Source organism: Brevibacterium sp. LAARM3_SD1 (assembly GCF_057364765.1).
In genome coordinates this window covers 159,624-180,222 of the sequence record NZ_JBNFOL010000001.1, presented here as the reverse complement: position 1 = coordinate 180,222, position 20,599 = coordinate 159,624, and the positions used below count along the sequence as shown (strand labels likewise).

The following is a 20,599-nucleotide window of genomic DNA, read 5'->3' as shown; positions in this document are numbered from 1 at the left end:
GGGTGCGCACAATCCGCCATGCCGCCAACAGACATGGACTCGTAAGTTCCAGCGTACAATCGCAGTCGGTTCACCGCCTGCAGGTACCTGTCAGCATCGAATGGCACCGGACCGCTCCTCGGACGATCGGGGCGATGGGTGCGGTGGGCCGCCTCGGCGAGGGACGATTTCAAACGGAAAAGGGGTGCGGCAGTGGCCGACGAGACGGCAGCTCACCAGCGGCGCCCGGATCCGCGCGTCGCGACGGGATGGGGCCTGGCCGCCTCGGTGTACGTATTCACCGTCGTCATGATGGGCACCACCCTGCCGACGCCCCTCTACCCGCTCTATGAGGAGCGGTTCGGGTTCGGCACCGCATTCACCACTCAGCTCTTCGCGATCTACACGGTCGGGGTCATCGGCGCGCTCATCATCTTCGGTCGGCTCTCCGAGGGACTGGGGCGACGGCCGGTGCTCAGCCTCGGGGTGATCTTCTCGATCGCCTCGGCGGTGCTCTTCCTCATCGGATCCCACATCGGCCTGCTGCTGACCGGCCGAGTCCTGTCCGGTCTGGCCGCGGGGATCTTCACGTCGACCGCCACCGTCACCGTGCTCGAGAACGCGCCCGCCGGGCGCGAACGACTCGCGGGATCCTTGGCCACGGCGGCGAATATGGGCGGGCTGGGACTCGGGATCCTGTCCTCCGGACTGCTCGCCCGCTTCGCCCCCGCTCCCCTGCTCACGCCGTTCCTCGTCAACGCGCTCATGCTCGTCATCGCAGGCTTGGCGCTCATCTTCGTGCGGGACCGGACGCGCGGCGGGGCGACGGCTGTGCGGTTGCAGCTGCCGGGGATTCCCGCCTCGGCGAAGCGCATGTTCCTAGCCGCCTCACCTGGGGCGATCACCGGCTTCGCGGTGTGCGGGCTGTATTCGGCGATCGCGCCGAGCTTCATCGGTCAGACCCTGCACGTGACGTCGACCGCGGTCACGGGCGCCGTCGTGTTCCTCCTCTTCGGCGCCTCGGCGACGGCGCAGGTGCTGCTGCGCGGGTTGAGCGACCGTCGGCTCATCATCGGCGGGACCGTGACCATGATCGTGAGCATGGGTGCTCTCGTATGCGCGCTCATGGCGGGGTCGCTGCCGGTGCTCATCGCCTCCGCAGCGTTGGCCGGTGCCGGGCAGGGGCTCGTGTTCATGACCGGGATGCGTGCGATCACCGCGGTGACCGCGCCAGAACACCGCACCGAGGCGACCACCTCGTACTTCATCCTCGCGTACGTGTTCATATCGGTGCCGGCGATCGGTGCCGGATTCCTCGCCGCCGAGGTGGGACTGGCGAATGCGACCGTCGTCTTCGCCGTCGCGGTGGCCGTCGTGTGTGTGTTTGGACTCGTGGCGGCCCGGAGGTTCTCAGTGCAGTAGGGCCAGAGCTCCCGGGGGGCGGGGCCGTGCGGGGCTGCGGTCGTGCGGTGCGAAGGTTCGGGTCAGTGACGTGAACTAGGGTGGGTGCCATGACCTCCGCAGCCACGACCTCCGCCCTCGATGTCCTCCACGATGTCTTCGGCTATGAGGAGTTCCGTGGTCAGCAGGCGGCCATCGTCGACCAGGTCGTCGGCGGCGGGGATGCGGTCGTGCTCATGCCCACCGGCGGCGGAAAGTCCTTGTGCTATCAGATCCCTGCCCTGGTCAGGCCGGTACCGGTGTGGTCATCTCTCCACTCATCGCGCTCATGGCCGATCAGGTCGCAGCCTTGGAGAACCTCGGTGTGCGGGCGGCCTACCTCAACTCATCCCTCGATTTCGATACCGCGCAGCAGGTCGAACAGCAGATGCTCGCCGGTGAGATCGACCTGCTCTACCTCGCGCCCGAACGTCTCGTCCTACCGAGGACGATGCGGCTGCTCGAACAGGCGCAGACCTCCCTGTTCGCCATCGACGAGGCCCACTGCGTGTCTCAATGGGGCCATGACTTCCGCAGCGACTACCTGGGGCTCGGCGTTCTGGCCGAACGATTCCCCGATGTTCCCCGCATCGCCCTGACCGCCACGGCCACCCCGGCCACCCATGCCGAACTCACCGAGCGCCTCCACCTCCAGGATGCCGAGCACTTCGTCGCGAGCTTCGACCGACCGAATATCACCTATCGGATCGAACCGAAGGCCTCGGCGAGGTCACAGCTGCTGAACTTCATCACCACCGAACACTCCGGCGACTCGGGCATCGTCTACTGTCTGTCCCGCCGCGGTGTCGACCAGCTGGCCGAAGCGCTGGCAGCTCGCGGCATCACCGCTCTGCCCTATCACGCAGGGCTGCCCGGTGAGGTGCGCGCGGAGAACCAGGCGAGATTCCTCCGCGAAGACGGCATCGTCATGGTCGCCACGATCGCCTTCGGCATGGGCATCGACAAACCCGATGTCCGCTTCGTCGCCCACCTCGACCTGCCACGGTCGGTCGAAGGTTACTACCAGGAGACCGGTCGCGCCGGCCGTGACGGACTGCCCGCGGATGCGTGGATGGTCTACGGACTCGGCGATGTCGTCTCCCAACGCCGCCTCATCGAATCCGGCGAGGGCGACCAGGTGTTCAAACGCCGTCAGATGAGCCACCTCGATTCGATGCTCGCCCTCTGCGAGACCGTCGACTGCCGACGCGTCCAGCTGCTGCGCTACTTCGACGAGGAATCCGCACCGTGCGGCAACTGCGACACCTGCATGACACCCCCGGTGACCTGGGACGCCACCGTCGCCGTGCAGAAGCTGCTCTCGGCCGTCATCCGACTCGACCGAGAACGCGGGCAGCGTTTCGGATCGGGCCAGGTCATCGACGTGCTGCGTGGCAACCACAACGACCGGTCCCGAGCCTCGGACCATGAGAGCCTGAGCGTCTGGGGCGTCGGCGAAGACCTGTCCGAGAGTCAGTGGAAGACCGTCATCCGCCAGGTGCTCGCCCGCGGACTCCTCGAATCCCACGGTGATTACGGGGTGCTCGTGATCGGTGAGGCCGCCGGCCCCGTCCTGCGCGGAGAAGAGGAGATCTCACTGCGCGTCGACCCGGTGAAGAAGGCAGGGGCGAAGAAGGCCGGATCCCGTCGTCGAGGCGGCCCCGAGGTCGAGCTCGACCCCGCCGATGCCTCCCTGTTCGAGGCCCTGCGCTCCTGGCGCGGAGAGCAGGCGAAGGAGCAGGGTGTGCCCGCCTACGTCGTGTTCCCCGATGCCACGCTCTACGGCATCGTCGAGGTCAAACCGACGACGATCAGCGAACTCGGCCAGGTCAGCGGTGTGGGCTTGAAGAAGCTCGACCGCTATGGCGATTCCGTGCTCGAAGTGCTCGCCGCGCACGCTGGCTGACTCAGCCTTCGGCGAAGGCCTCGAGGCCCTGTTCGGCTGCCGTCGGGTCCATCCACATGAACTCGAGGATGTTGCCGTCGGGGTCGGCCATGCTGATGCCGTACATGAACCCGAGATCCTGCGGTTCCTTGTTCTCCCCACCACCGGCGTCGAGGATCGAGGCGCGCATCGCGTCGACCTCGTCGCGGGATTCGCGGCTGAGGGCAGTGAGCGCCTGAGCTGTGGTGTGCGGGTCGGCAATCGGTTTGTCCGTGAAAGTGGCGAGGTAGTCCCGGGTGAGGATCATGAAGAAGATGTCGTCGGTCCATCTGATGCACGACGCATTGTCATCGGTGAACTCGGGCACCACCTCGGCGCCGATGGACTGGTAGAAGGTCTTGGCACGCTCGAGGTCGGTGGTCGGAAGGTTGACGAAGATCTGGGTCATGACTGCTCCCTTGCAGTGACGGCGACGGATCGGGAGACGCGACACCGGACGGTCCACGACAGCCGGACGGCTGGACGGTGGGAATTCGATTCTTACCGCGCCCAGACCCCCTGTCAACACCCATTTGCTACCCGACGGCGGCTCAGCAACCTGGCGCGAGGTTGCTGGGCCGCCGTCGGGTAGTCCTGAGGCGGTAGCCTGGGTTGCGGACGAACCCACCGGTTCCCTCACCACGTGGAAGGCGACGATGACGACCCCTGACCAGACAGCCACCTCGGCGAATCCAACGGCAATCACCCGCGCGGACTGCGAACGACGCGATGCGAACGATCCTCTGCGCAATTTCCGCGAGGAGTTCCTGCTCCCGGAAGGCACGATCTACCTCGACGGAAACTCTCTCGGCCCCCGCACAAAGGGCTCGGTCAAACGCGCCCAGGAAGTCATCGCCGACGAATGGGGCAGAGGCCTCATCGGGTCATGGAACACCGCCGGCTGGTGGGATCTGCCGGCAAAGCTGGGTGAGAAGGTCGCCGGGATCGTCGGCGGCGGGGCCGGGTCGACCGTCGTCACGGACACGACGTCGATCAATCTGTTCAAGGCGCCTCGGCGGCGCTGAAGATGCAGGCCGAGGACTCCTCGGACCGGCGGGTCATCCTCACCCAGCGGGAGAACTTTCCCTCCGATATCTACATGCTCGAAGGATTGGCCGAGCAGCTCGGCGACGGATACGAGGTCCGCCTCGTCGACGATGAGGAAGTCACCGCAGGGTTCCCGACCACGATGTCCGACGAGGTGGCCCTCGTCGTCCTCACCCATGTGAACTACCGGACCGGTCGGCTCTTCGATATGGGCACGACCACCTCGGCGATCCATTCCGGCGGAGCCATGGTCATCTGGGACCTGTGCCATTCGGCCGGTGCTCTGCCCATCGATCTGGCCGGAGCCGGGGCGGACATGGCGATCGGCTGCACGTACAAGTTCCTCAACGGCGGACCCGGGTCTCCCGCATTCATCTGGGTCGCCGAGGCGCTGCAGAACCGATTCAGCCAACCTCTGTCGGGGTGGTGGTCGCATGCGCAGCCCTTCGATATGGCCCCGGACTACCGGCCGGCCGACGGTATCCGCCGCTACCTCACCGGAACGCAGGGAATCCTGTCGATGTCCGTGGCAGAGCTCGGCCTCGACATCCACTCGCGGGTGGACATGGAACAGATCCGGGAGAAGTCCCTGGCCCTGTCGGACCTGTTCATCGACCTCGTCGATGAGCGATTGGCCGATCACCCGGTCGAGGTCGTCACCCCACGTGAACACGCCCATCGCGGATCCCAGGTCTCGATCACCCACCCCGAGGGATTCGCGGTGATGAGCGCGCTCATCGAACGCGGAATCATCGGCGACTACCGCGAGCCGGAGGTGCTGCGGTTCGGATTGACCCCGCTCTACATCGGGTTCACCGAGGTGTGGGACACCGTCGAGGCCCTGCGCGACATCCTCGACAACCGACTCTGGGACACCCCGGCGCACAAGGTTCGCGGCGCCGTCACCTAATTGCTACCTGGCGTCGGCGCAGCAACCTGGCGCGAGGTATCTGGGCCGCCGTCACCTGCATTGGGACGTGGCCGCTCAGGTGTCCGGAGCAGCAGAAGTTTCGATGATCTCGGCGTTGACGCCGAAGTACGGTTCACCCGCCTCATTTCGCCGGCGGTTGGCGACAAGCGTCTTGAGCAGATTGCTGCCCCGCTCCCCAGTGATCGGGTCGAGATCGAGGACAGCACACCGCGCGATCGGATCCCCGATTCGCACACGCAGCGCGGCGGAGTTCGGCACGTTCACCGTCACGTCCCGGCCTCGCCAGGTTTCTTCGATGAAGGGTTCGTCCGTGTCGAGGACGAGGGTGGCACGGAAGCGGGCGGCCTCATCAAGCAGATCGTGGTGTCCGGACTGTTCGGCGAGTTCCCTCATCGACGCAGTCGTGACGATCGACAGGCCAGCTCCGTAGATCACGTCTCCACGATATGCGCGGGCCAGCCGCACCGGCTTTCCCAGCCACTCGGAGGCGAGCGCCGAATGCGGACCGTCAGTGAGTTCGAGGTCGATCGGTCGCTTCCAGTAATTGCAGGTCAGGCGCTCACCCGAGCCGGCTGGCACCCCGGTGGCAGAGCGCCCGTCGGGCAGGGTGATCGTCAAAATGTCGTCGACGAGTGAGGTGGTCATGCGGATGAGCCGAGGATTCTGCACGGTCTTGAGCACCTGTCGTCGTTCGACATCGACGAAGCAGAACTCACGATCGCCGACCGGTCCGTGAACGTCGACGGCTGCGCTCGGTCGAGCCTCGTGTCGTGTGCCTTTGACGTGGGCGAACCCGAGCGATGGCACACCGAATTCCCGCGCAGAAGCAGGTGACGGCGGCCCAGATACCTGGCGCCAGGTTGCTGCGCCCCCGTCAGGTAGCAATTGGGGCATGGGGGTTGCGCCTTCCTGTGATGGCGTAGGTGCCGATGGCCACCGCTCCGATGGCCAGGACCGTGCCGCCGATGATAACGGCTCCGGGAATCGTGGCGATCGCGCCGAGCACTCCCACGGTGACTCCGGAGAAGGTCTGCATCCCCGGCCCGAACGTCGCATAGGAGCCGATGACGCGGCCGCGGATCTCCGGCGGCGCTTCGAGTTGGATGATCGCCATCTCGGTCGACTCGGCGGTGATCTTCGAGACTCCGGCGATGACGAGCATGATGACGGCCAGCCACAGGTGCGAGGTCAGGGCGAAGAACAGAGAGCTGATGCCCATCGCCGCGGCGGCCAGTGCCGCGGCAGCCGGAACGGCCTTGATCCACCCGGTCGCCTCAAGCCCGAAGCCCCCGAGCACCCCTCCTGCACCCATGGCGAAGAGCAGCACGCCATAGGTGAAGTCACTGTCCCCGCCGACCGGATTGAGGATGTCGCCGAACACCGGCATCGCCGTCTGCAGCACCGCCCCGATCGTCGTCGAGGCGAGCGCGGCCAGCAACAGCATGCCGACGATCGCGCGATTGTGGCGGACGTCGATGAGCACCCGCAGCGACTGGATGAGAGTCGTCCGCGCGGTGCGCACTCCTCCGCTGCGCAGATGCCCGGTGAAGGGGGTGCGAATGAGGAAGATCGTCAGCGGCAGATAGAAGACGATGTTGATGAAGATGCCCCACGTGGCACCGACCCCGAGCAGCAGAGCGGAACCGACGACGGGACCGAAGAGGATGCCGAGGCTGCGGAACGTCGCATTGAGCCGGACAGCGCTCGGCAGCTCCTTCCGATCGACGAAGTCATGGAGCATCATCTGCTCGGCAGGACCCCACAGACATCCGGCAACGCCATGGATGACGAGCAGCACGCAGGCCTGCCACAGCTGCAGAGAGTCCGTGAGGAAGAGGATCCCCCAACACAGGGACACGACCATGAACATGATCTGTCCGATCTGGATGAGGCGGCGGCAGTCGAAGCGTTCGGCCAGAGACCCGGCATAGACGGACAGGAGCAGGAAGGGCAGCCAGTGGCTGATGAGCTGGAATCCGACGAGCGCCGGGGATTCGAACTTCTGCCACAGCACCCAATAGGTGATGACGTGCTCGATATTGTCGCCCATCATCGCCGTGCCCGATCCGATCAGATAGGGCGCAGTCTTCCAACTGCGAAGCACGCTGAAACGGCGCGGACCGGCGGCACCGCCGATGTCCTCGGAGAAATCGCTCACTCCCCCATTCTCACACCGGCGGAACGGACCGGCACCGACCTCTTGTCTGCTGGGATCGAGGCGAGGACAATGATCCTTGATCAAGGAGGATCTTATGTCCACAGCTCAACCGCCGACGTCCACCCGCCCGAACTCCGCCCTTGTCGTCATCGACGTCCAAAACGGCGTCATGCAAGCCAGTTGGAACTCCGAATCGGTCATTTCCACGATCTCCCATCTCGTCGACCGTGCCCGGAACACCGGCACTGAGGTGGTCTGGGTCCGGCACAGCTCCGGTGAGCTGCCGATCGATTCCCCGCAATGGCAGATCGTCGACACGCTCTCCCCCGCTGAGGGCGAAGCGATCATCGAGAAGACCCACGGCAATACATTCGAGGGCACGGACTTCGAGGAGGTGCTCGCCGGAAAGGACGTCGGCCACCTCGTCGTCACCGGCGCCCAATCGGATGCCTGCGTGCGCTCGACCATCCACGGCGGCTTCGCCCGCGGCTACGACGTCACCCTCGTCACCGACGCCCACACCACCGAGGATCTCACCGAATGGGGCGCTCCCCCACCGGAGCAGGTCGTCTCCCACACGAACCTGTACTGGCAGTTCGAATCCGGTCCCGGCAGGCAGGCACGCGTGCAGGAATCGAGTGAGGTCGACTTCGCCAAACCGTGACCGCCACCCATCCCGATAACCCCGGAGACCCACTCCGATGGCCCCGGAATCTGCCATCATTAGGGCATGAGCGAAGACATCCGCAGCATCGAACTGACCCGCATCGCCGAAAACCACTACCGCGCCACCGCCCCGAGCGGAGCAAGCATCGAATTCGGCCGCGGCGAAGGCCTCATGACCCCCGTCGAACTGCTGCTGGCCGCCGTTGCCGGCTGCTCGTCGATCGACGTCGACACCGTCACCAGCCGTCACACCGAACCCACGAAGTTCGACGTCTCCGCGACCGCGGACAAGATCGACGAAGACGGAGCCTCTCGTGTGGACAACGTCCACCTCGACTTCGACCTCGCGTTCCCCGACGACGAGGAGGGCCGAAAGGCCGATGCCCGCATCGAACGCCTCGTCGGGCTCTCCCATGACAAGTACTGCACTGTCTCCCGCACCGTCGAACACCCCACGAAGGTCGACTTCAGCATCCGTCGCGGCTGACGTCGCGATTCGTCACGGCAGATCCTTCGCCGAGGCGGACCGCCGTTCCGTACGGACGTGACCCTCAGCTTTCGGCGAGCCGCTTCTTCTCGACCTCGACGTCGAAATCGGCGGCCGGCCACTGCGGGTCGATGTCGACCAGGGCATCGAGCAGCAGCCGCTGCACGGCCAGCCGGGCGTACCATTCCGGTTCGCGGGCACGACGAACCACGGGGTCGCCTCGGTGGAGGTGCGGTCGAAAACGGCCTGATAGGCGTCCATGTAATCCGGCCACAGGAGTCGTTCGTCGACGTCACCCGGGTTGTACTTCCAGTACTTGTCCGGCCGTTCGAGGCGTTCGGCCAGACGCTCTTTCTGCTCGTCCGGAGAGATGTGGAGCATGACCTTGACGATCCGCACTCCCGCCGCGATCAGTTCAGCTTCGAAGTCGTTGATGGCGGTGTAGCGGCGCTCGATCTCGGTCTCGTCGGCGAGTTCACGAACGCGGCCGATGAGCACATCCTCGTAGTGTGAGCGGTCGAAGACTCCGATCATGCCGGGCCCGGGCACGCGCGGTCGGATGCGCCAAAGGAAGTCGTGGGCGAGTTCCTCTTCAGTCGGTTTCTTGAAGGCGGCGAGCTCGACACCCTGCGGATCGACGGCTCCGACGACGTGGCGGACGATTCCGCCTTTGCCCGCCGTGTCCATGGCTTGCAGGACGAGGAGGACGGCGGGACCGGAGTCCTCGTCGTGGTGGGCGGCGAAGAGGCGCTCCTGCAGGTCGTTGAGCTCAGCAGACAGCGCTACGAGATCTTTCTTCCCGCTCTTCTTGTCCCCGTCGTAGCCGGGGGTGGATTCGGGATCGACCTCGCCGAGGCGGAATCCCTCCCCAGCGCGCAGTAGTGGTGCAGGATCGGTCGTCCAGTTGCTCGTCGGCTCACTCATGCGTTCATCTTTCCAGGTGGGAAGGGCCGCGTCTATACCGACAACTCACCGCCGAGGCGGCTGCTGAGGTCCGTCGATACCCGGCAGCGGATTCTCATTCGTCAGTCCGCGCCGACGCCTGTCCGCAAGGTACCCCTGGTAGGCCGCATCGCGTTCGCTCGCAGTCATCTGCGGCTTCGGCTTGTCAATGACATTGCGCAGAGCCGCGAGCGCCGTCAGCACCGCCAGACCGGACAGCGCCACGGCCACCCAGATCATCGTGACAAGCAGGCTCGGCGGGTTCTCAAAGACGTGCACACCGGCGAAGAAGATGAGGAAGGCAAATCCGAGATACGGCAGCAGCAGCCACAGCGCGACTTTGTAGCCGCCGATCATCATCGGCATCATCATGCACGTGCTCCACGCCATGCCGCCGATGAAGAAGAGCAGAACGAGGAAGAAGCTCGCCGGATCGGCATTGAGTTCCGCGGCAACCGTTCCGGGAACGGCCCGCACGCCGAGAAAGAACGGCCAGACCAGCGCCACCAGGGAGACGATCACTGCGGAGGCGACCACGCCGAGGAGAATCAGCGGAATGAGACCCTCACGCCGGAACCCGTCATCCGGTCGTTTGTGCTCCATGAACAGGAACGGGAAGAAGAAGGCGAGGCCTGCGGCACAGATTCCCATCCACATCGCATCCGCTTCGATGATGTCGAAGTTGTTGCTGACCATCAGCCCCGTCGAGGCGAGCCAGATGAAGAAGGTGAAGAACAGTGCCCCGAACAACGAGACCCCGAGGACGCGCACAAAGTCACGCGTCCATGTCGGAACCGGTTTCTCCTCATGCAACGGAAGTGGCCCCGGTGGCGGCGGTCCGGGCGGTGTCTCACTCATGATTTCATCGTCGCACACCCACAGGCGCCCCATACAGGCAGCGATGTGTCAGCCTCGACACCGCTGATTTCGACGAAGCGAGACACGACGTCCTCAATCCGGTTTCCGGAACACCGACGGCAGCTTCTTCTTCACGCGCTGTCCGGTGTCCCGGTACGACCATTGCCGCATCGGCTGCGGCACCCGCCACTGCAGCTTCCACGCGAGCATGCGGAAGCCGAAAGCGGCGGCCGCGATGATGAGTGAGGCGATGGCACCCAACAGTCCGGTCACCTCGGCGATGATCGTCAGCCCCGATCCGAACAGGGCGGGGATGAGGTAGAGGTCGGTGCCGCGGAAGATCGCCGGATCCTCACTGGCCACGGCATCGCGCATGAGCCCTCCGCCGCACGCGGTCAGCGCACCCATGAGCAGCGCCGCCGGATAGTTCGTCCCGGCGGCGAGCGCGATCGTCGTACCGGTGACGCTGAAGAGGCCGAGGCCCATCGCGTCGAAGGCGACGATCCAGATCCGGGCCCGAGAGATGTGGGAGCCGATGATGTAGATGAGCAGGGTCGCGATCACCGGCGGGGCGAGGTAGATCGGTTGGCCGATGGCGTTGGGCACCCGGTCGAGGAGCACATCGCGGATCATGCCTCCGCCGATGCCCGTCATCGTGCCCAGCACCAACCCGCCGGTGATGTCGAAATTGCGTCGCGCGGCCAGCAGCACTCCGGAGGCTGCGAAGACGAAAGTGCCGGTGAGGTCGAGGGCGAGGAACAGGAACTCCTGCAAGTTCATCTCCACCTCGGCTCATCTCGTCGCTCCGTGCCCGGCCCGGTGCCGAGCGTCCTACCAGCCACTGTAATCCGCTTCGACATCCCGTGAGCCATTTGTCTGGTGTTCCGTTCCCCATCGCCGAGGCGGCCGCTAGGCTGAGGAGATGACGCAGCCGACGCTCATCCTCGTCCACGGCGCTTTCGCCACTTCCTTCTCTTTCGCCCCGCTGCAGGCCGAACTCGCCTTCCACGCAGTTCGCTCGGCTGCGGTTGACCTGCCGGGTCACGGTTTCGCCGCCACCTTCCCGCTCGGATATCAGGCGCCTCAGGACCTTGCCCAGTTCACCTCGGAGCCGGGATCGATCAGGGGTGTGACCGTCGACGACAATGTCCGGGCTCTCACCGAGGCGGCCGCCCGTGCCAAGGAGCACGGACCGGTGGTCATCGTCGCCCACAGCCGCGGCGGGGCCACATTGACCGCCTTGGCGAATGCGCATCCGGAGCTCATCGACCACATGGTCTATGTCTCCGCATGGGCACCGGTGGACCTCCCGGCCGCCGAATACAATGCCGAACCCGAAATGAAGACCGTCGACAATGCGGCTCTCGCCCGGGCCCTGGCCGGTGATCCCGGGCAGCTGGGACTGTTGCGCTGCAATTTCCGCCAGGCCGACCTTGAGGTCCTCGACGGCCTGAAAGCACTCTTCTGCGCCGACGTCAGCGATGACGAATTCCGCATCTTCCTGAACTCACTGCAGCCGGATGAGAACCTCGACGCGGGAGGGCCCGAACACCGGGCGCAGGCGGGCACGTGGGGGACGATTCCGCGTACGTTCGTCCGCCTCGGCGAGGATCGGAGCGTGCCGACCGCGATGCAGGATCGCCTCATCCGCGAAGGTGATGCGCTCACCCCGGACAATCCCTACCGGGTGCGCACGCTCGCGTCGTCCCACGTGGGATGGCTGATCCACCCCGCCGAGGCGGCCGTGCAGTTGGCGCAGATCGCCGCCGACGTTGCCGCGGAGTCCGACAGGTAAAGCGCGAGTGCGAACTGAAGAGGCCCCGACCCGTGACAGTCGGGGCCTCTCGTTCTCTGCTCAGCCGATTCAGCTGAGCTGGAAGTTGTCCGGGTTCTTGTAGGGTTCGATCTCGACGACCGGATTGCCCTTGCCCATGAGCAGTTTGGAGATGGGGCAGCGAGCGTGGGCGCGGGCAGCGTACTTCTCGGCGTCGGTGTCCGAGACCCCTTCGATGGAGATGAACGCCTTCGGAGCGAAGTAGAAGCCGTTGCCGGAGGGTTCGTTGTGCAGCTCGACTTCGACGCGCACGCGTGAGAGCGCCTCGATCTCATTGACCGCGAGGACGACCTTGAGCGTCTCGCCGAGGCAGGTCGACCAGGCCATGGCGAGGAACTGTTCCGGGTTGTTGCCCTCTACGACCCGTGAGGTCGGGGCGGTGGACAGGGTCTGGCCGTCTTCGACGCGCACCTCGCCCGAGGTGCCGCCGAGGTTCTCGACCTTTGCGGTGTAGATCGGCGCACTCGGGCTCTTCGGCTCATCCGCGTCTCCGGTCGGAGCCTGCGGCTGGGCGTATCCGGGTTTCTCAGTCATTGCACCATGCTACGACAGGCACGCAACAAGGTCACCGGCGTTTCAGTGAATGGTCAGTAACAAAACCCGCAGACCCATCCGCCGTCCCGGCGGCTCCGAATGATCACTATGAATCGGACAACCCGTGCAACCCACCGTTTCCGCGGCGTCGTGGCAGGCATCGTCGCCACAGTCATGATGTTCGGTCTCGCAGACCTCATCGCGCGTGCCTTCACCCCGAGCGCCGCACCCCTGCTCACCCTCGGTCAGGCGATCATCCCACTGGCTCCCCCGGCGGCGATCAAACCCGTCATCGCCCTGTTCGGCGACAACGACAAACTCGTCCTCGTCCTCTCCACCGGCCTCGGTGCGATCGTCCTCGCCGGTCTCATCGGAGCCCTGGCGGTTTCCCGCCGGCGTCTGGCCACGACACTGCTGGTCGTCGCCGGGCTCGTCCCAGTCATCGTCATCATCATCCGCCCCGAAGCGGGTGCCATCGACGTCATTCCCACGCTCATCGGCATTGCGGCGGGTGTCGCGGTCTTCCTACTTCTGCTGCGCTTCGGGGTACCGGCAACCCACGCCGAGGCGACCGACCGTCCCGATATCGCCCCCAGTATCGCCCGCGGCTCCCAGCCGTCGGATCCGCTGAGTCGCCGCCGCTTCTTCGGCCTGGCCGGAGCCATCGGCGCCATCGGGGCCGTCACCATCGCCGCCGGTCAGACCGTTGTCTCGCTGACACAGGACGCCGGAGCCGCGATCGCCAAACTGGTTCTGCCCACCCCTGCGAAGAAGGCGGCCGCGATTCCCGCCGCCGCGAGCACCGACCTCGACGGCACGGTCCCCTTCGTCACCGAAGCGAAGGACTTCTACCGCATCGACACGGTGCTCTCACCACCGGTCATCGACCCGGAACAGTGGTCCCTGCGCATCCACGGCATGGTCGAAGAGGAGGTGACCCTGACGATGGACGACGTCCTCGACCTGCCGCAGGAAGAACACCACATCACGCTCACCTGCGTGTCCAATCCCGTCGGCGGGGACTCGTCGGAAACGCGACCTGGCTCGGATATCCCGTGCGTGATCTCCTCGCCCGAGCACGCCCGAACTCGCAAGCCGATATGGTCCTCTCCCACTCCTTCGATGGATTCACCGCCTCGACCCCGATCGGTGCACTGACCGATGACCGCGCCGCCCTCCTGGCGGTGGGAATGAACGGCGAACCGCTCACCCCGATCCACGGCTTCCCCGCCCGCCTCGTCGTTCCCGGGCTCTACGGCTTCGTTTCCGCGACGAAATGGGTGACCGAACTCGAGGTCACCCGCTTCGATGAGAAGACCGCCTACTGGACCGACCGCGGGTGGGATGCCAAGGCCCCCATCCTCGTCGCTTCGCGCATCGAGGTCCCCAAGCCGCTGGCCAAGGTCCCTGCTGGGGACATCCGAGTCGGCGGCACCGCCTGGGCGCAGCGTGCAGGGATCGACCGCGTCGAGGTCAAGCTCGACGACGGCGAATGGACGCAGGCGGATCTGGCCGAGGAGGTCACGATCGACACCTGGCGACAGTGGCGGACCGAATTCGCCGAGGTGGCCGCGGGGTCACATACCCTCACCGTGCGTGCCACGGACAAGGACGGCACAGTGCAGACAGCGAAACGTCGGGATTCGATCCCGAACTCGGCCACCGGGCACCACCACATCCAATTCCGCGTCGAATGACGGTCCTTCCGGAGCCGCCTCGGCGAAAAGATTCTCAACATTTCTTCCCCATCCACCCATCCGAACCGGGCACCGCACCGAATACCCAGTACACAGCGAGCAATGGAGATCACTTCACAGCTGTGCGCGAATACGCATCACTGTTGATTAGGAGAAGAACAATGAAGACACTGCTTCGCACACGCACCGCCACCATCCTCTCGGCCGGCGCCATCGGCCTGTTGGCTCTGAGCGGCTGCGGAATGGATTCCGGTTCCGGCGGGGATGAGTCCGGTTCGGAATCGGGCAGCTCCGAATCTCAGCCCGCTGACTCGGGCGAGTCCGAGATGCCCGACGAGTCCGGCGACTCCTCCATGGCCGATTCCGACCTCGTCGGCAAGGGCTGCTCGGCTTACGCGGAGGCGAACCCGGACGGGGCCGGTTCTGTCGAGGGCATGGGCCAGGACCCGGTGGCCACTGCCGCCTCGAACAACCCGATGCTCACGACCCTGACCAAGGCGGTCTCGGGCAAGCTCAATCCCGATGTCGACCTCGTCGACACCCTCAACGGCGACGAGTTCACCGTCATCGCCCCGATCGACGACGCCTTCGCCGATGTGCCGAAGGACGACCTCGACACCCTGGCCAAGGACTCGGACCAGCTGACGAAGGTCCTGACCTACCACGTCATCCCCGGACAGCTCTCCCCCGATGAGATCGCCGGTGAACACGAGACCGTCGAAGGTTCGAAGGTGAAGATCTCCGGTGAGGGCGAAGACATGAAGTTCGACGATGCCGGACTGGTCTGCGGCGGAGTCAAGACTGCCAACGCCACGGTCTACATGGTCGACGCCGTGATGATGCCGAAGAAGTGACCGGAGAGTCCACAGCGAGAGAACACCACGATGCAGTGGCCGGGAACCGATCAGCAGCAACAGGATCGGCTCCCGGCCGCTTTCGGTTCCTCGCCGGTTCGTGCGGCTTCAGGCGAACGTCGACTGACCGTCTCTGCTGCACACGCTCCCACCCCGCTCGACTCGCTCACCTGGGAAAGGTGTGATCGGTTTCTGCATGCATGGCATGATTGGGCAATGAGTTCTGATCACCAGCCGGCGGATTCCGCCGATCCCGGCGGTGCCCTGCTGATCCGCATCGCCGAGGGTGACCGGTCAGCATTCGAAGAACTGTTCACCACCCAATCGCGCATCCTCATGGCCGTGATCCTCCGGATCGTCAAGAGCCGATCACTCGCCGAGGAGGTCCTGCAGGAATGCTTCACCGAGGTGTGGACGCGGTGTTCGGGCTTCGACCCGGCCCGCGGAACGGGCAGGGCATGGCTGGTCACCCTGTGTCGCAGACGGGCCATCGACTGTGTGCGCAGCGTTCAGTCCCAGCAGGACCGTGACTTCGCCGACGGGCTGCGCACCTCCGCCGAGGCGGCTGAGGGAGTCGAGCAGACCGTGATCGATCGGGCGGAGTCGGACCGCACGGTCTCCGCGTTGAAGATCCTCCCCGAGGAACAGAGCACGCCGATCGTCATGGCCTTCTATCAGGGTCTGACCCACGCTCAGATCTCGGAGGATCTCAAGGTGCCGCTGGGTACCATCAAGTCACGGATCAGAGACGGAATGAAGAAGCTGCGAGACGAGTTGGAGGCGAGTCGATGAGCACCGATCGTGATTATCTGGCCGCCGGCCTGGCCTTGGGCGGGCTGAGCGACTCCGAGCTCGCCGAGGCTCAGGCACTTGCCGAGTCCGATGCCGACTTCCGCGCCGAGGTCGCTTCCTATTCCGACGTCATGGCCGAAGCAGCCGAGTCCGATGAACCAGTCGAGGTCAGCTCCTCGACTCGTGAGGCGATTCTGTCGATCCCCGAGAACCACGCCCAGGAGCCGGCACAGGAACCGGCTCCGGAGACGTCGTCAGCCGCCGAGGCGAAGGCCCCACCGGCCGGTGAGACCTCGGCTCCGCCCATCGCCGCTGATGCCTCCAACGATCCTCAGCCGGCACCGACGTCGCTGAGCGACCATCGAGAGGCACGCAGGCCCGACCCCCGCGCTGAAGGCGCAGGAGATCCACAGCCTCGCCGCATCTCCTGGTTGCCGTGGGTCGCGGCCGCGGCGCGATCGTTGTCGCCGCCGGTCTCGGCGGGACCCTCTGGCAGCAGCAACAGCGGCAGAACGCTCTGGAAGAGGAGCTGGCCGCGACTCAGCAGCAGTTGGATGATTCTGCCCGTCTCATGGAGGCCAGTGATCTGCGTACGCACACCGAGAAGCTGCCCGAGGGCGGCTCTGTCACTGTTCTCTCTTCCGAGAGCGAGCAGCTCATCCGCCTCAGCCCCAAAGACATCGGACAGCCACCGGCCGGAAAGTCGATGCAGATGTGGGTCATCGGTGCCGACGGCCCGGAAAACGCCGGCCTGATGGCGGATGAGCCGGTGACCATCACCGGCGAAAAGTTCACCGACGGCAGCGTCTTCGGTATCACCGTCGAACCCGAGGGCGGTTCGAAGCAGCCGACCACGGATCCGATCGTCGCCATCGACCTGTAGGGCCGCGAGGAGTAGGCTTCGTCGCACCGGCGAAGGAGCTGACATGTCCGATTTCGAGTGGGATCCGGAGACCTACCTGGCGCTCATGGCCGAGGAGATCCCCGATTACCCGCGCCTGCAGACCGAGGTGGCAGCTGCGGCGGCCACCGGGGCACCGAGGTCAATCCTCGATCTGGGCGTCGGCAGCGGACTGACAGCACAGCGCGTCCTCGAGGCACTCCCGGAGGCCGAGCTGCTCGGCATCGACGCGAGTTCCGAGATGCTCTCCGCTGCCGAGTCGACCCTTGACCCGGAACGCACCCGGTTGCAGCTGGGCCGCCTCGAAGAATCATTGCCGAAGGGGCCGTTCGACCTGGTCATGTCGACGCTCTCCGTCCATCATCTCGACGGCCCCGGCAAGGCCGACCTCTTCGTCCGCATCGCGTCGGTGCTCGAGCCGGCGGGAGGTTCGTCCTCGGTGATCTCGTCGTACCCGCCGACCCAGCGGACGTCGTCACCCCGATCGACTGGATCGACGACACCCCCAGTTCGCTCGATGAGCAGCTGACCTGGCTCGCCGAGGCAGGACTGACCACCCACGTGCACTGGCAGCACCGGGATCTGGCCGTCGTCGTCGCCGAGAAGCAGCGCTGATATCGTCGGCTCCCCTCCTCCACCAGCGGTGGGAGGACTGCATCGCGAATTCCCCACTGCGGCGGATACCGGCCGGGCACGGCACTGTCTAAGCTGGAAGGATGACGGAGGATCAGGCACCTGTGCGAACCACCAAGAGCGATGTCTACATCGTCATTGGCCTGGCCGTGTCGTCAATGCTCTTCGCAGTGCTCTACAGCGCCTCCAGCATTCAGGTTCTGAAGGCACCTCTGTGGGCTTGCTGCCTCGCATCCGTCCTCCTCACCGCACCCTTGTTGTATCGGCGCCGGTTTCCGACTCAGAGCGCATTTGCAATCTGCCTCGTCTACTCGGTAGCACTAGTCAACAGCGCCATGGAAATCGGCGTCTCCCAGATCGTCCTGTTCATGGGAATCTATTCGATCGGACAGTGGCAGCGCAGCCGCAAGGTCGCCTTCTGGTCGCGCTTGCTGCTGTGCATCGGCATGGCGATCCTCTTCACGGTGTCGCTGACCGTCCAGTATCGGGCTCTCGGCGACTTCACCCTTCTGCAGTTCGCTGCGTCCGGTGGAGTGTCTTTCTTGACGAACGTCGCGTTCTTCGGTGGAGCATGGCTCTTCGGCAACCGCGCATGGAAGCAACGGAAACTCATGGCCGAGCTTCGCGCGGCCAACGAAGAGGTCCGTGAACAGGAGCAGCAGCTGACTCGGCAGGCTCTCGACCTCGAACGCGTCCGCATCGCGCGGGAACTCCACGATGGAGTCGCCCACCATATCGCCGGGGTCGGAATCCACGCCGCTGCCGCACGTCGCAGCATTGAGAAGAACCCCGCCAAGGCCAAGGAATCGCTCCAGGTCATCGAATCCTCGACCCGCGAGACCGTCGACGAACTCCGCGCCCTCGTCTACACACTGCGTGACACGGACTCGTCGACCGACGACACCGCCACCAAGGACAATGCGTCTGCTCAGGAAGGACAGGCAGCGGACCACCCGGCCGGAGATGCGACGGCGGCGTCGACGAAAGGCAACCCCAGCCTCGGCGATCTTCCGGAACTCATCGAATCGGCCCGACGATTCGACCAAACTGTCGAGTACGCGACGATCGGGGAACCTCGCCCCCTCACTCCGATCACCGAGATGTCGATCTATCGCGTCATTCAGGAATCTCTGACCAATTGTTCTCGTTACGCGGCGCGGCGCCGAGGTGGAAGTACGGCTGCGCTACGGCAGCAGTGATCTCGAGGTCGAAGTCAGTGATTCTCACCCGGCAGGCGGTGCGGCCACGTCTGTTTCCGCTGGTGCCCGGCCCGAAGCCGAGGGACGAACTCAGAGCGAAGGACTGGGATTGGGCATCGTCGGTATGCGGGAGAGGATGAGCGCCCTCGGCGGCAGCCTCGAAGCGGGCCCGAAGTCACGCGGCGGTTGGCTCGTCCGTGCTCGCATCCCCTATCCACGCAGCACTGTCTGCCCGGACGACCCAGCTTCTTCTGGAACTGCAGACCCAGTCACCCACAATCGCCCCGACACCTCTGCGAAGGCATCCATATGATCCGAGTCCTTCTCGTCGACGACCAGTCCATGGTCCGCACCGGCTTCCGCACGATCCTCGAAAGCGAGGACGGGATCGCCGTTGTCGGCGAGGCCGAGAACGGGCAGATCGCCATCGACAGGGCACTTGAGCTGTCACCCGATGTCATCTGCATGGATGTGCAGATGCCGGTTATGGATGGGCTCGAGGCGACAGAGGAGATCGTCCGCCGCGGCGCTGCCGGAGCGGTCCTTATGCTCACGACCTTCAACCGCGACGACTTCCTGTTTCGTGCACTCGATGCCGGCGCAAGTGGTTTTCTGCTCAAAACCGCCGAGGCCGAGCAGCTCATCGACGCAGTGACCGCCTTGGCCGCCGGAGACGGCCTGCTCTCCCCCGAGGTCACTCGCCGTGTCATCGAACGATCCGTGTCCACCCCGGAACCTGCGACGCCGACAGCTCCTGAGCTCGACCACCTCACCGACCGCGAGCTCGAGGTTCTGCAATTGGTGGCGACCGGGGCCAGCAATTCCGAGATCGCCAACAACCTCTTCGTCGGTGAGGCGACCGTGAAGACCCACGTGTCGAACCTGCTGTCGAAACTCGGCATCCGCGATCGCATCCACGCAGTGATCTGGGCGTACGAGAACGGCGTGGCGAAGGTCGGGGGCTAGACAGAGGTCGCCACTGCCGTTGGCGCCGTCGCTACTCCCTCTCGCTGCCACCCTATGCCGCCGCCGCGCGGCGAGCAGTCAGTCGCCAACGGTGTGGTCGATCATCTCGCGCACGATGTCCGCGTGTCCCGCGTGCCGGCTGGTCTCCAGGATCACGTGCAGGTACACCCACCGCAACGTCAGCTCCGAGCCCTGCGGAGAGTAGTCGAGGCTATGCTGGGCGGCGATCTCTCGGGAGCGGTCGCACTCCGCCTGGTAGGCACCGATGACATCGTCCAGCTTCTCGTCCGGCTCCAACCGCAGGTCGGCCTCAGGGTCTGCGTCGGTCCACGGCGGTGTCGGCAGTTCCGCTACGGGGATCTGCCCGATCTGCTGGGCGAACCCGCCAATTTCCACCCACCGAAGGTGTTTGATCAGGCCGCCGAGGTTGGTGCCGGTCGGAACCGGGCTGCGCCGGGCATCCTCTTCCGAGACGCCGCTGACTTTGCGCACGACGGCGTCGCGCAGATAGTCCAGGAACGTCTCAAGCTGCTCGCGTTCACTGGCGGCGACTACGCTGCCGAGGATCTCACTCGGTCTCGTCATGGGCTGAATGATACTCGCGTACCGAACCACGCAACAGGGGATATTCGGACTCTTCGCAGGCGCCTTCCGACCCCATTTGCACCCTCGATTGCGAAGAGCCGCGATCCCCCTCACGCAGGGTACCGAATTCACCCTCAAGACTGATCCGCTCGCACCGCGCCTCACATAGCGT

Annotated in this window: 20 protein-coding genes and 3 pseudogenes; 14 read left to right on the top strand and 9 right to left on the bottom strand. The window is 65.2% G+C overall.

Annotated elements, in window-relative coordinates; all coding sequences use genetic code 11:
* Nucleotides 1-192: 192 nt before the first annotated feature.
* Nucleotides 193-1,401 (top strand): MFS transporter, encoded by a 1,209-nt coding sequence (locus tag AC2W7L_RS00825; RefSeq protein ID WP_486002832.1) that lies wholly within the window; start codon nt 193-195, stop codon nt 1,399-1,401.
* Nucleotides 1,402-1,490: 89 nt separating this feature from the next.
* Nucleotides 1,491-3,325, top strand: a pseudogene (gene recQ, locus AC2W7L_RS00820) (DNA helicase RecQ).
* Between the two features lies 1 nt (nt 3,326).
* Here the strand turns inward: recQ and AC2W7L_RS00815 are convergent.
* Nucleotides 3,327-3,752 (bottom strand): VOC family protein, encoded by a 426-nt coding sequence (locus AC2W7L_RS00815; protein WP_486002831.1) that lies wholly within the window; start codon nt 3,750-3,752, stop codon nt 3,327-3,329.
* Nucleotides 3,753-3,999: 247 nt separating this feature from the next.
* On the opposite strand from AC2W7L_RS00815, the gene AC2W7L_RS00810 reads away from it, so the two are divergent.
* Together AC2W7L_RS00810 and AC2W7L_RS00805 are read left to right on the top strand one after the other, a co-directional pair.
* Nucleotides 4,000-4,368, top strand: a complete 369-nt coding sequence (locus AC2W7L_RS00810; RefSeq protein ID WP_486002830.1) for a hypothetical protein — start codon at nt 4,000-4,002, stop codon at nt 4,366-4,368.
* A 2-nt stretch (nt 4,369-4,370) separates the two neighbouring features.
* A complete protein-coding gene (locus AC2W7L_RS00805) occupies nt 4,371-5,300 on the top strand; it encodes a kynureninase (RefSeq protein ID WP_486002829.1) in 930 nt (309 codons plus the stop codon).
* Between the two features lie 75 nt (nt 5,301-5,375).
* Here the strand turns inward: AC2W7L_RS00805 and AC2W7L_RS00800 are convergent, their stop codons facing one another.
* Nucleotides 5,376-6,128, bottom strand: a complete 753-nt coding sequence (locus tag AC2W7L_RS00800; RefSeq protein ID WP_486002828.1) for an MOSC domain-containing protein — start codon at nt 6,126-6,128, stop codon at nt 5,376-5,378.
* A gap of 67 nt (nt 6,129-6,195) precedes the next feature.
* Nucleotides 6,196-7,479: an MFS transporter gene (locus AC2W7L_RS00795; protein WP_486002827.1), complete on the bottom strand. Its 1,284-nt coding sequence runs from the start codon at nt 7,477-7,479 to the stop codon at nt 6,196-6,198.
* A gap of 94 nt (nt 7,480-7,573) precedes the next feature.
* Here AC2W7L_RS00795 and AC2W7L_RS00790 point away from each other — a divergent pair, with 94 nt between their 5' ends.
* Both AC2W7L_RS00790 and AC2W7L_RS00785 read left to right on the top strand, forming a co-directional pair.
* Entirely contained in the window at nt 7,574-8,143 is a 570-nt protein-coding gene (locus tag AC2W7L_RS00790; RefSeq protein ID WP_486002826.1) for a cysteine hydrolase family protein, read from the top strand.
* A 66-nt stretch (nt 8,144-8,209) separates the two neighbouring features.
* On the top strand, nt 8,210-8,632 hold the full coding sequence (locus AC2W7L_RS00785) for an OsmC family protein (RefSeq protein ID WP_486002825.1): 423 nt from the start codon (nt 8,210-8,212) through the stop codon (nt 8,630-8,632).
* 64 nt (nt 8,633-8,696) lie between these two features.
* On the opposite strand, the pseudogene AC2W7L_RS00780 reads toward AC2W7L_RS00785, so the two are convergent.
* The 3 genes and pseudogenes from AC2W7L_RS00780 to AC2W7L_RS00770 form a co-directional block, all read right to left on the bottom strand.
* Nucleotides 8,697-9,556, bottom strand: a pseudogene (locus AC2W7L_RS00780) (PPK2 family polyphosphate kinase).
* A 45-nt stretch (nt 9,557-9,601) separates the two neighbouring features.
* Nucleotides 9,602-10,432 carry a hypothetical protein gene (locus AC2W7L_RS00775; RefSeq protein ID WP_410709184.1) on the bottom strand — a complete coding sequence of 277 codons (831 nt, stop codon included), beginning with the start codon at nt 10,430-10,432 and terminating at the stop codon, nt 9,602-9,604.
* A gap of 93 nt (nt 10,433-10,525) precedes the next feature.
* On the bottom strand, nt 10,526-11,212 hold the full coding sequence (locus tag AC2W7L_RS00770; protein WP_486002869.1) for a trimeric intracellular cation channel family protein: 687 nt from the start codon (nt 11,210-11,212) through the stop codon (nt 10,526-10,528).
* Between the two features lie 142 nt (nt 11,213-11,354).
* On the opposite strand from AC2W7L_RS00770, the gene AC2W7L_RS00765 reads away from it, so the two are divergent.
* The gene (locus AC2W7L_RS00765; RefSeq protein WP_265418564.1) at nt 11,355-12,227 is read left to right on the top strand and encodes an alpha/beta fold hydrolase; all 873 of its coding nucleotides are present in this window, start codon (nt 11,355-11,357) and stop codon (nt 12,225-12,227) included.
* Nucleotides 12,228-12,296: 69 nt separating this feature from the next.
* On the opposite strand, the gene AC2W7L_RS00760 is transcribed toward AC2W7L_RS00765, so the two are convergent.
* Entirely contained in the window at nt 12,297-12,800 is a 504-nt protein-coding gene (locus AC2W7L_RS00760; protein WP_265418565.1) for an OsmC family protein, read from the bottom strand.
* Nucleotides 12,801-12,899: 99 nt separating this feature from the next.
* Here AC2W7L_RS00760 and AC2W7L_RS00755 point away from each other — a divergent pair.
* The 3 genes and pseudogenes from AC2W7L_RS00755 (at nt 12,900) to AC2W7L_RS00745 (ending at nt 16,143) form a co-directional block, all read left to right on the top strand.
* Nucleotides 12,900-14,497: pseudogene (locus AC2W7L_RS00755) on the top strand (molybdopterin-dependent oxidoreductase).
* A 161-nt stretch (nt 14,498-14,658) separates the two neighbouring features.
* The gene (locus AC2W7L_RS00750; protein ID WP_486002824.1) at nt 14,659-15,351 is read left to right on the top strand and encodes a fasciclin domain-containing protein; all 693 of its coding nucleotides are present in this window, start codon (nt 14,659-14,661) and stop codon (nt 15,349-15,351) included.
* Between the two features lie 216 nt (nt 15,352-15,567).
* Nucleotides 15,568-16,143: a sigma-70 family RNA polymerase sigma factor gene (locus AC2W7L_RS00745; RefSeq protein WP_486002823.1), complete on the top strand. Its 576-nt coding sequence runs from the start codon at nt 15,568-15,570 to the stop codon at nt 16,141-16,143.
* Nucleotides 16,144-16,261: 118 nt separating this feature from the next.
* On the opposite strand, the gene AC2W7L_RS00740 is transcribed toward AC2W7L_RS00745, so the two are convergent.
* Nucleotides 16,262-16,468 carry a hypothetical protein gene (locus AC2W7L_RS00740; RefSeq protein WP_486002822.1) on the bottom strand — a complete coding sequence of 69 codons (207 nt, stop codon included), beginning with the start codon at nt 16,466-16,468 and terminating at the stop codon, nt 16,262-16,264.
* A 111-nt stretch (nt 16,469-16,579) separates the two neighbouring features.
* On the opposite strand from AC2W7L_RS00740, the gene AC2W7L_RS00735 reads away from it, so the two are divergent.
* The 4 genes from AC2W7L_RS00735 to AC2W7L_RS00720 all read left to right on the top strand — a co-directional run bounded on the left by AC2W7L_RS00735 (nt 16,580) and on the right by AC2W7L_RS00720 (nt 19,842).
* Nucleotides 16,580-17,026 carry an anti-sigma factor domain-containing protein gene (locus AC2W7L_RS00735; protein ID WP_486002821.1) on the top strand — a complete coding sequence of 149 codons (447 nt, stop codon included), beginning with the start codon at nt 16,580-16,582 and terminating at the stop codon, nt 17,024-17,026.
* A 43-nt stretch (nt 17,027-17,069) separates the two neighbouring features.
* Nucleotides 17,070-17,573, top strand: coding sequence for a class I SAM-dependent methyltransferase (locus AC2W7L_RS00730; RefSeq protein WP_486002820.1), 504 nt, complete (start codon nt 17,070-17,072; stop codon nt 17,571-17,573).
* A 208-nt stretch (nt 17,574-17,781) separates the two neighbouring features.
* Nucleotides 17,782-18,876, top strand: coding sequence for a sensor histidine kinase (locus tag AC2W7L_RS00725; protein WP_486002819.1), 1,095 nt, complete (start codon nt 17,782-17,784; stop codon nt 18,874-18,876).
* A 309-nt stretch (nt 18,877-19,185) separates the two neighbouring features.
* Complete coding sequence (locus AC2W7L_RS00720) at nt 19,186-19,842, top strand: response regulator (RefSeq protein WP_265418572.1); 657 nt, start codon at nt 19,186-19,188, stop codon at nt 19,840-19,842.
* Between the two features lie 78 nt (nt 19,843-19,920).
* On the opposite strand, the gene AC2W7L_RS00715 is transcribed toward AC2W7L_RS00720, so the two are convergent.
* Nucleotides 19,921-20,427 (bottom strand): DinB family protein, encoded by a 507-nt coding sequence (locus tag AC2W7L_RS00715; RefSeq protein WP_265418573.1) that lies wholly within the window; start codon nt 20,425-20,427, stop codon nt 19,921-19,923.
* Nucleotides 20,428-20,599 lie beyond the last annotated feature (172 nt).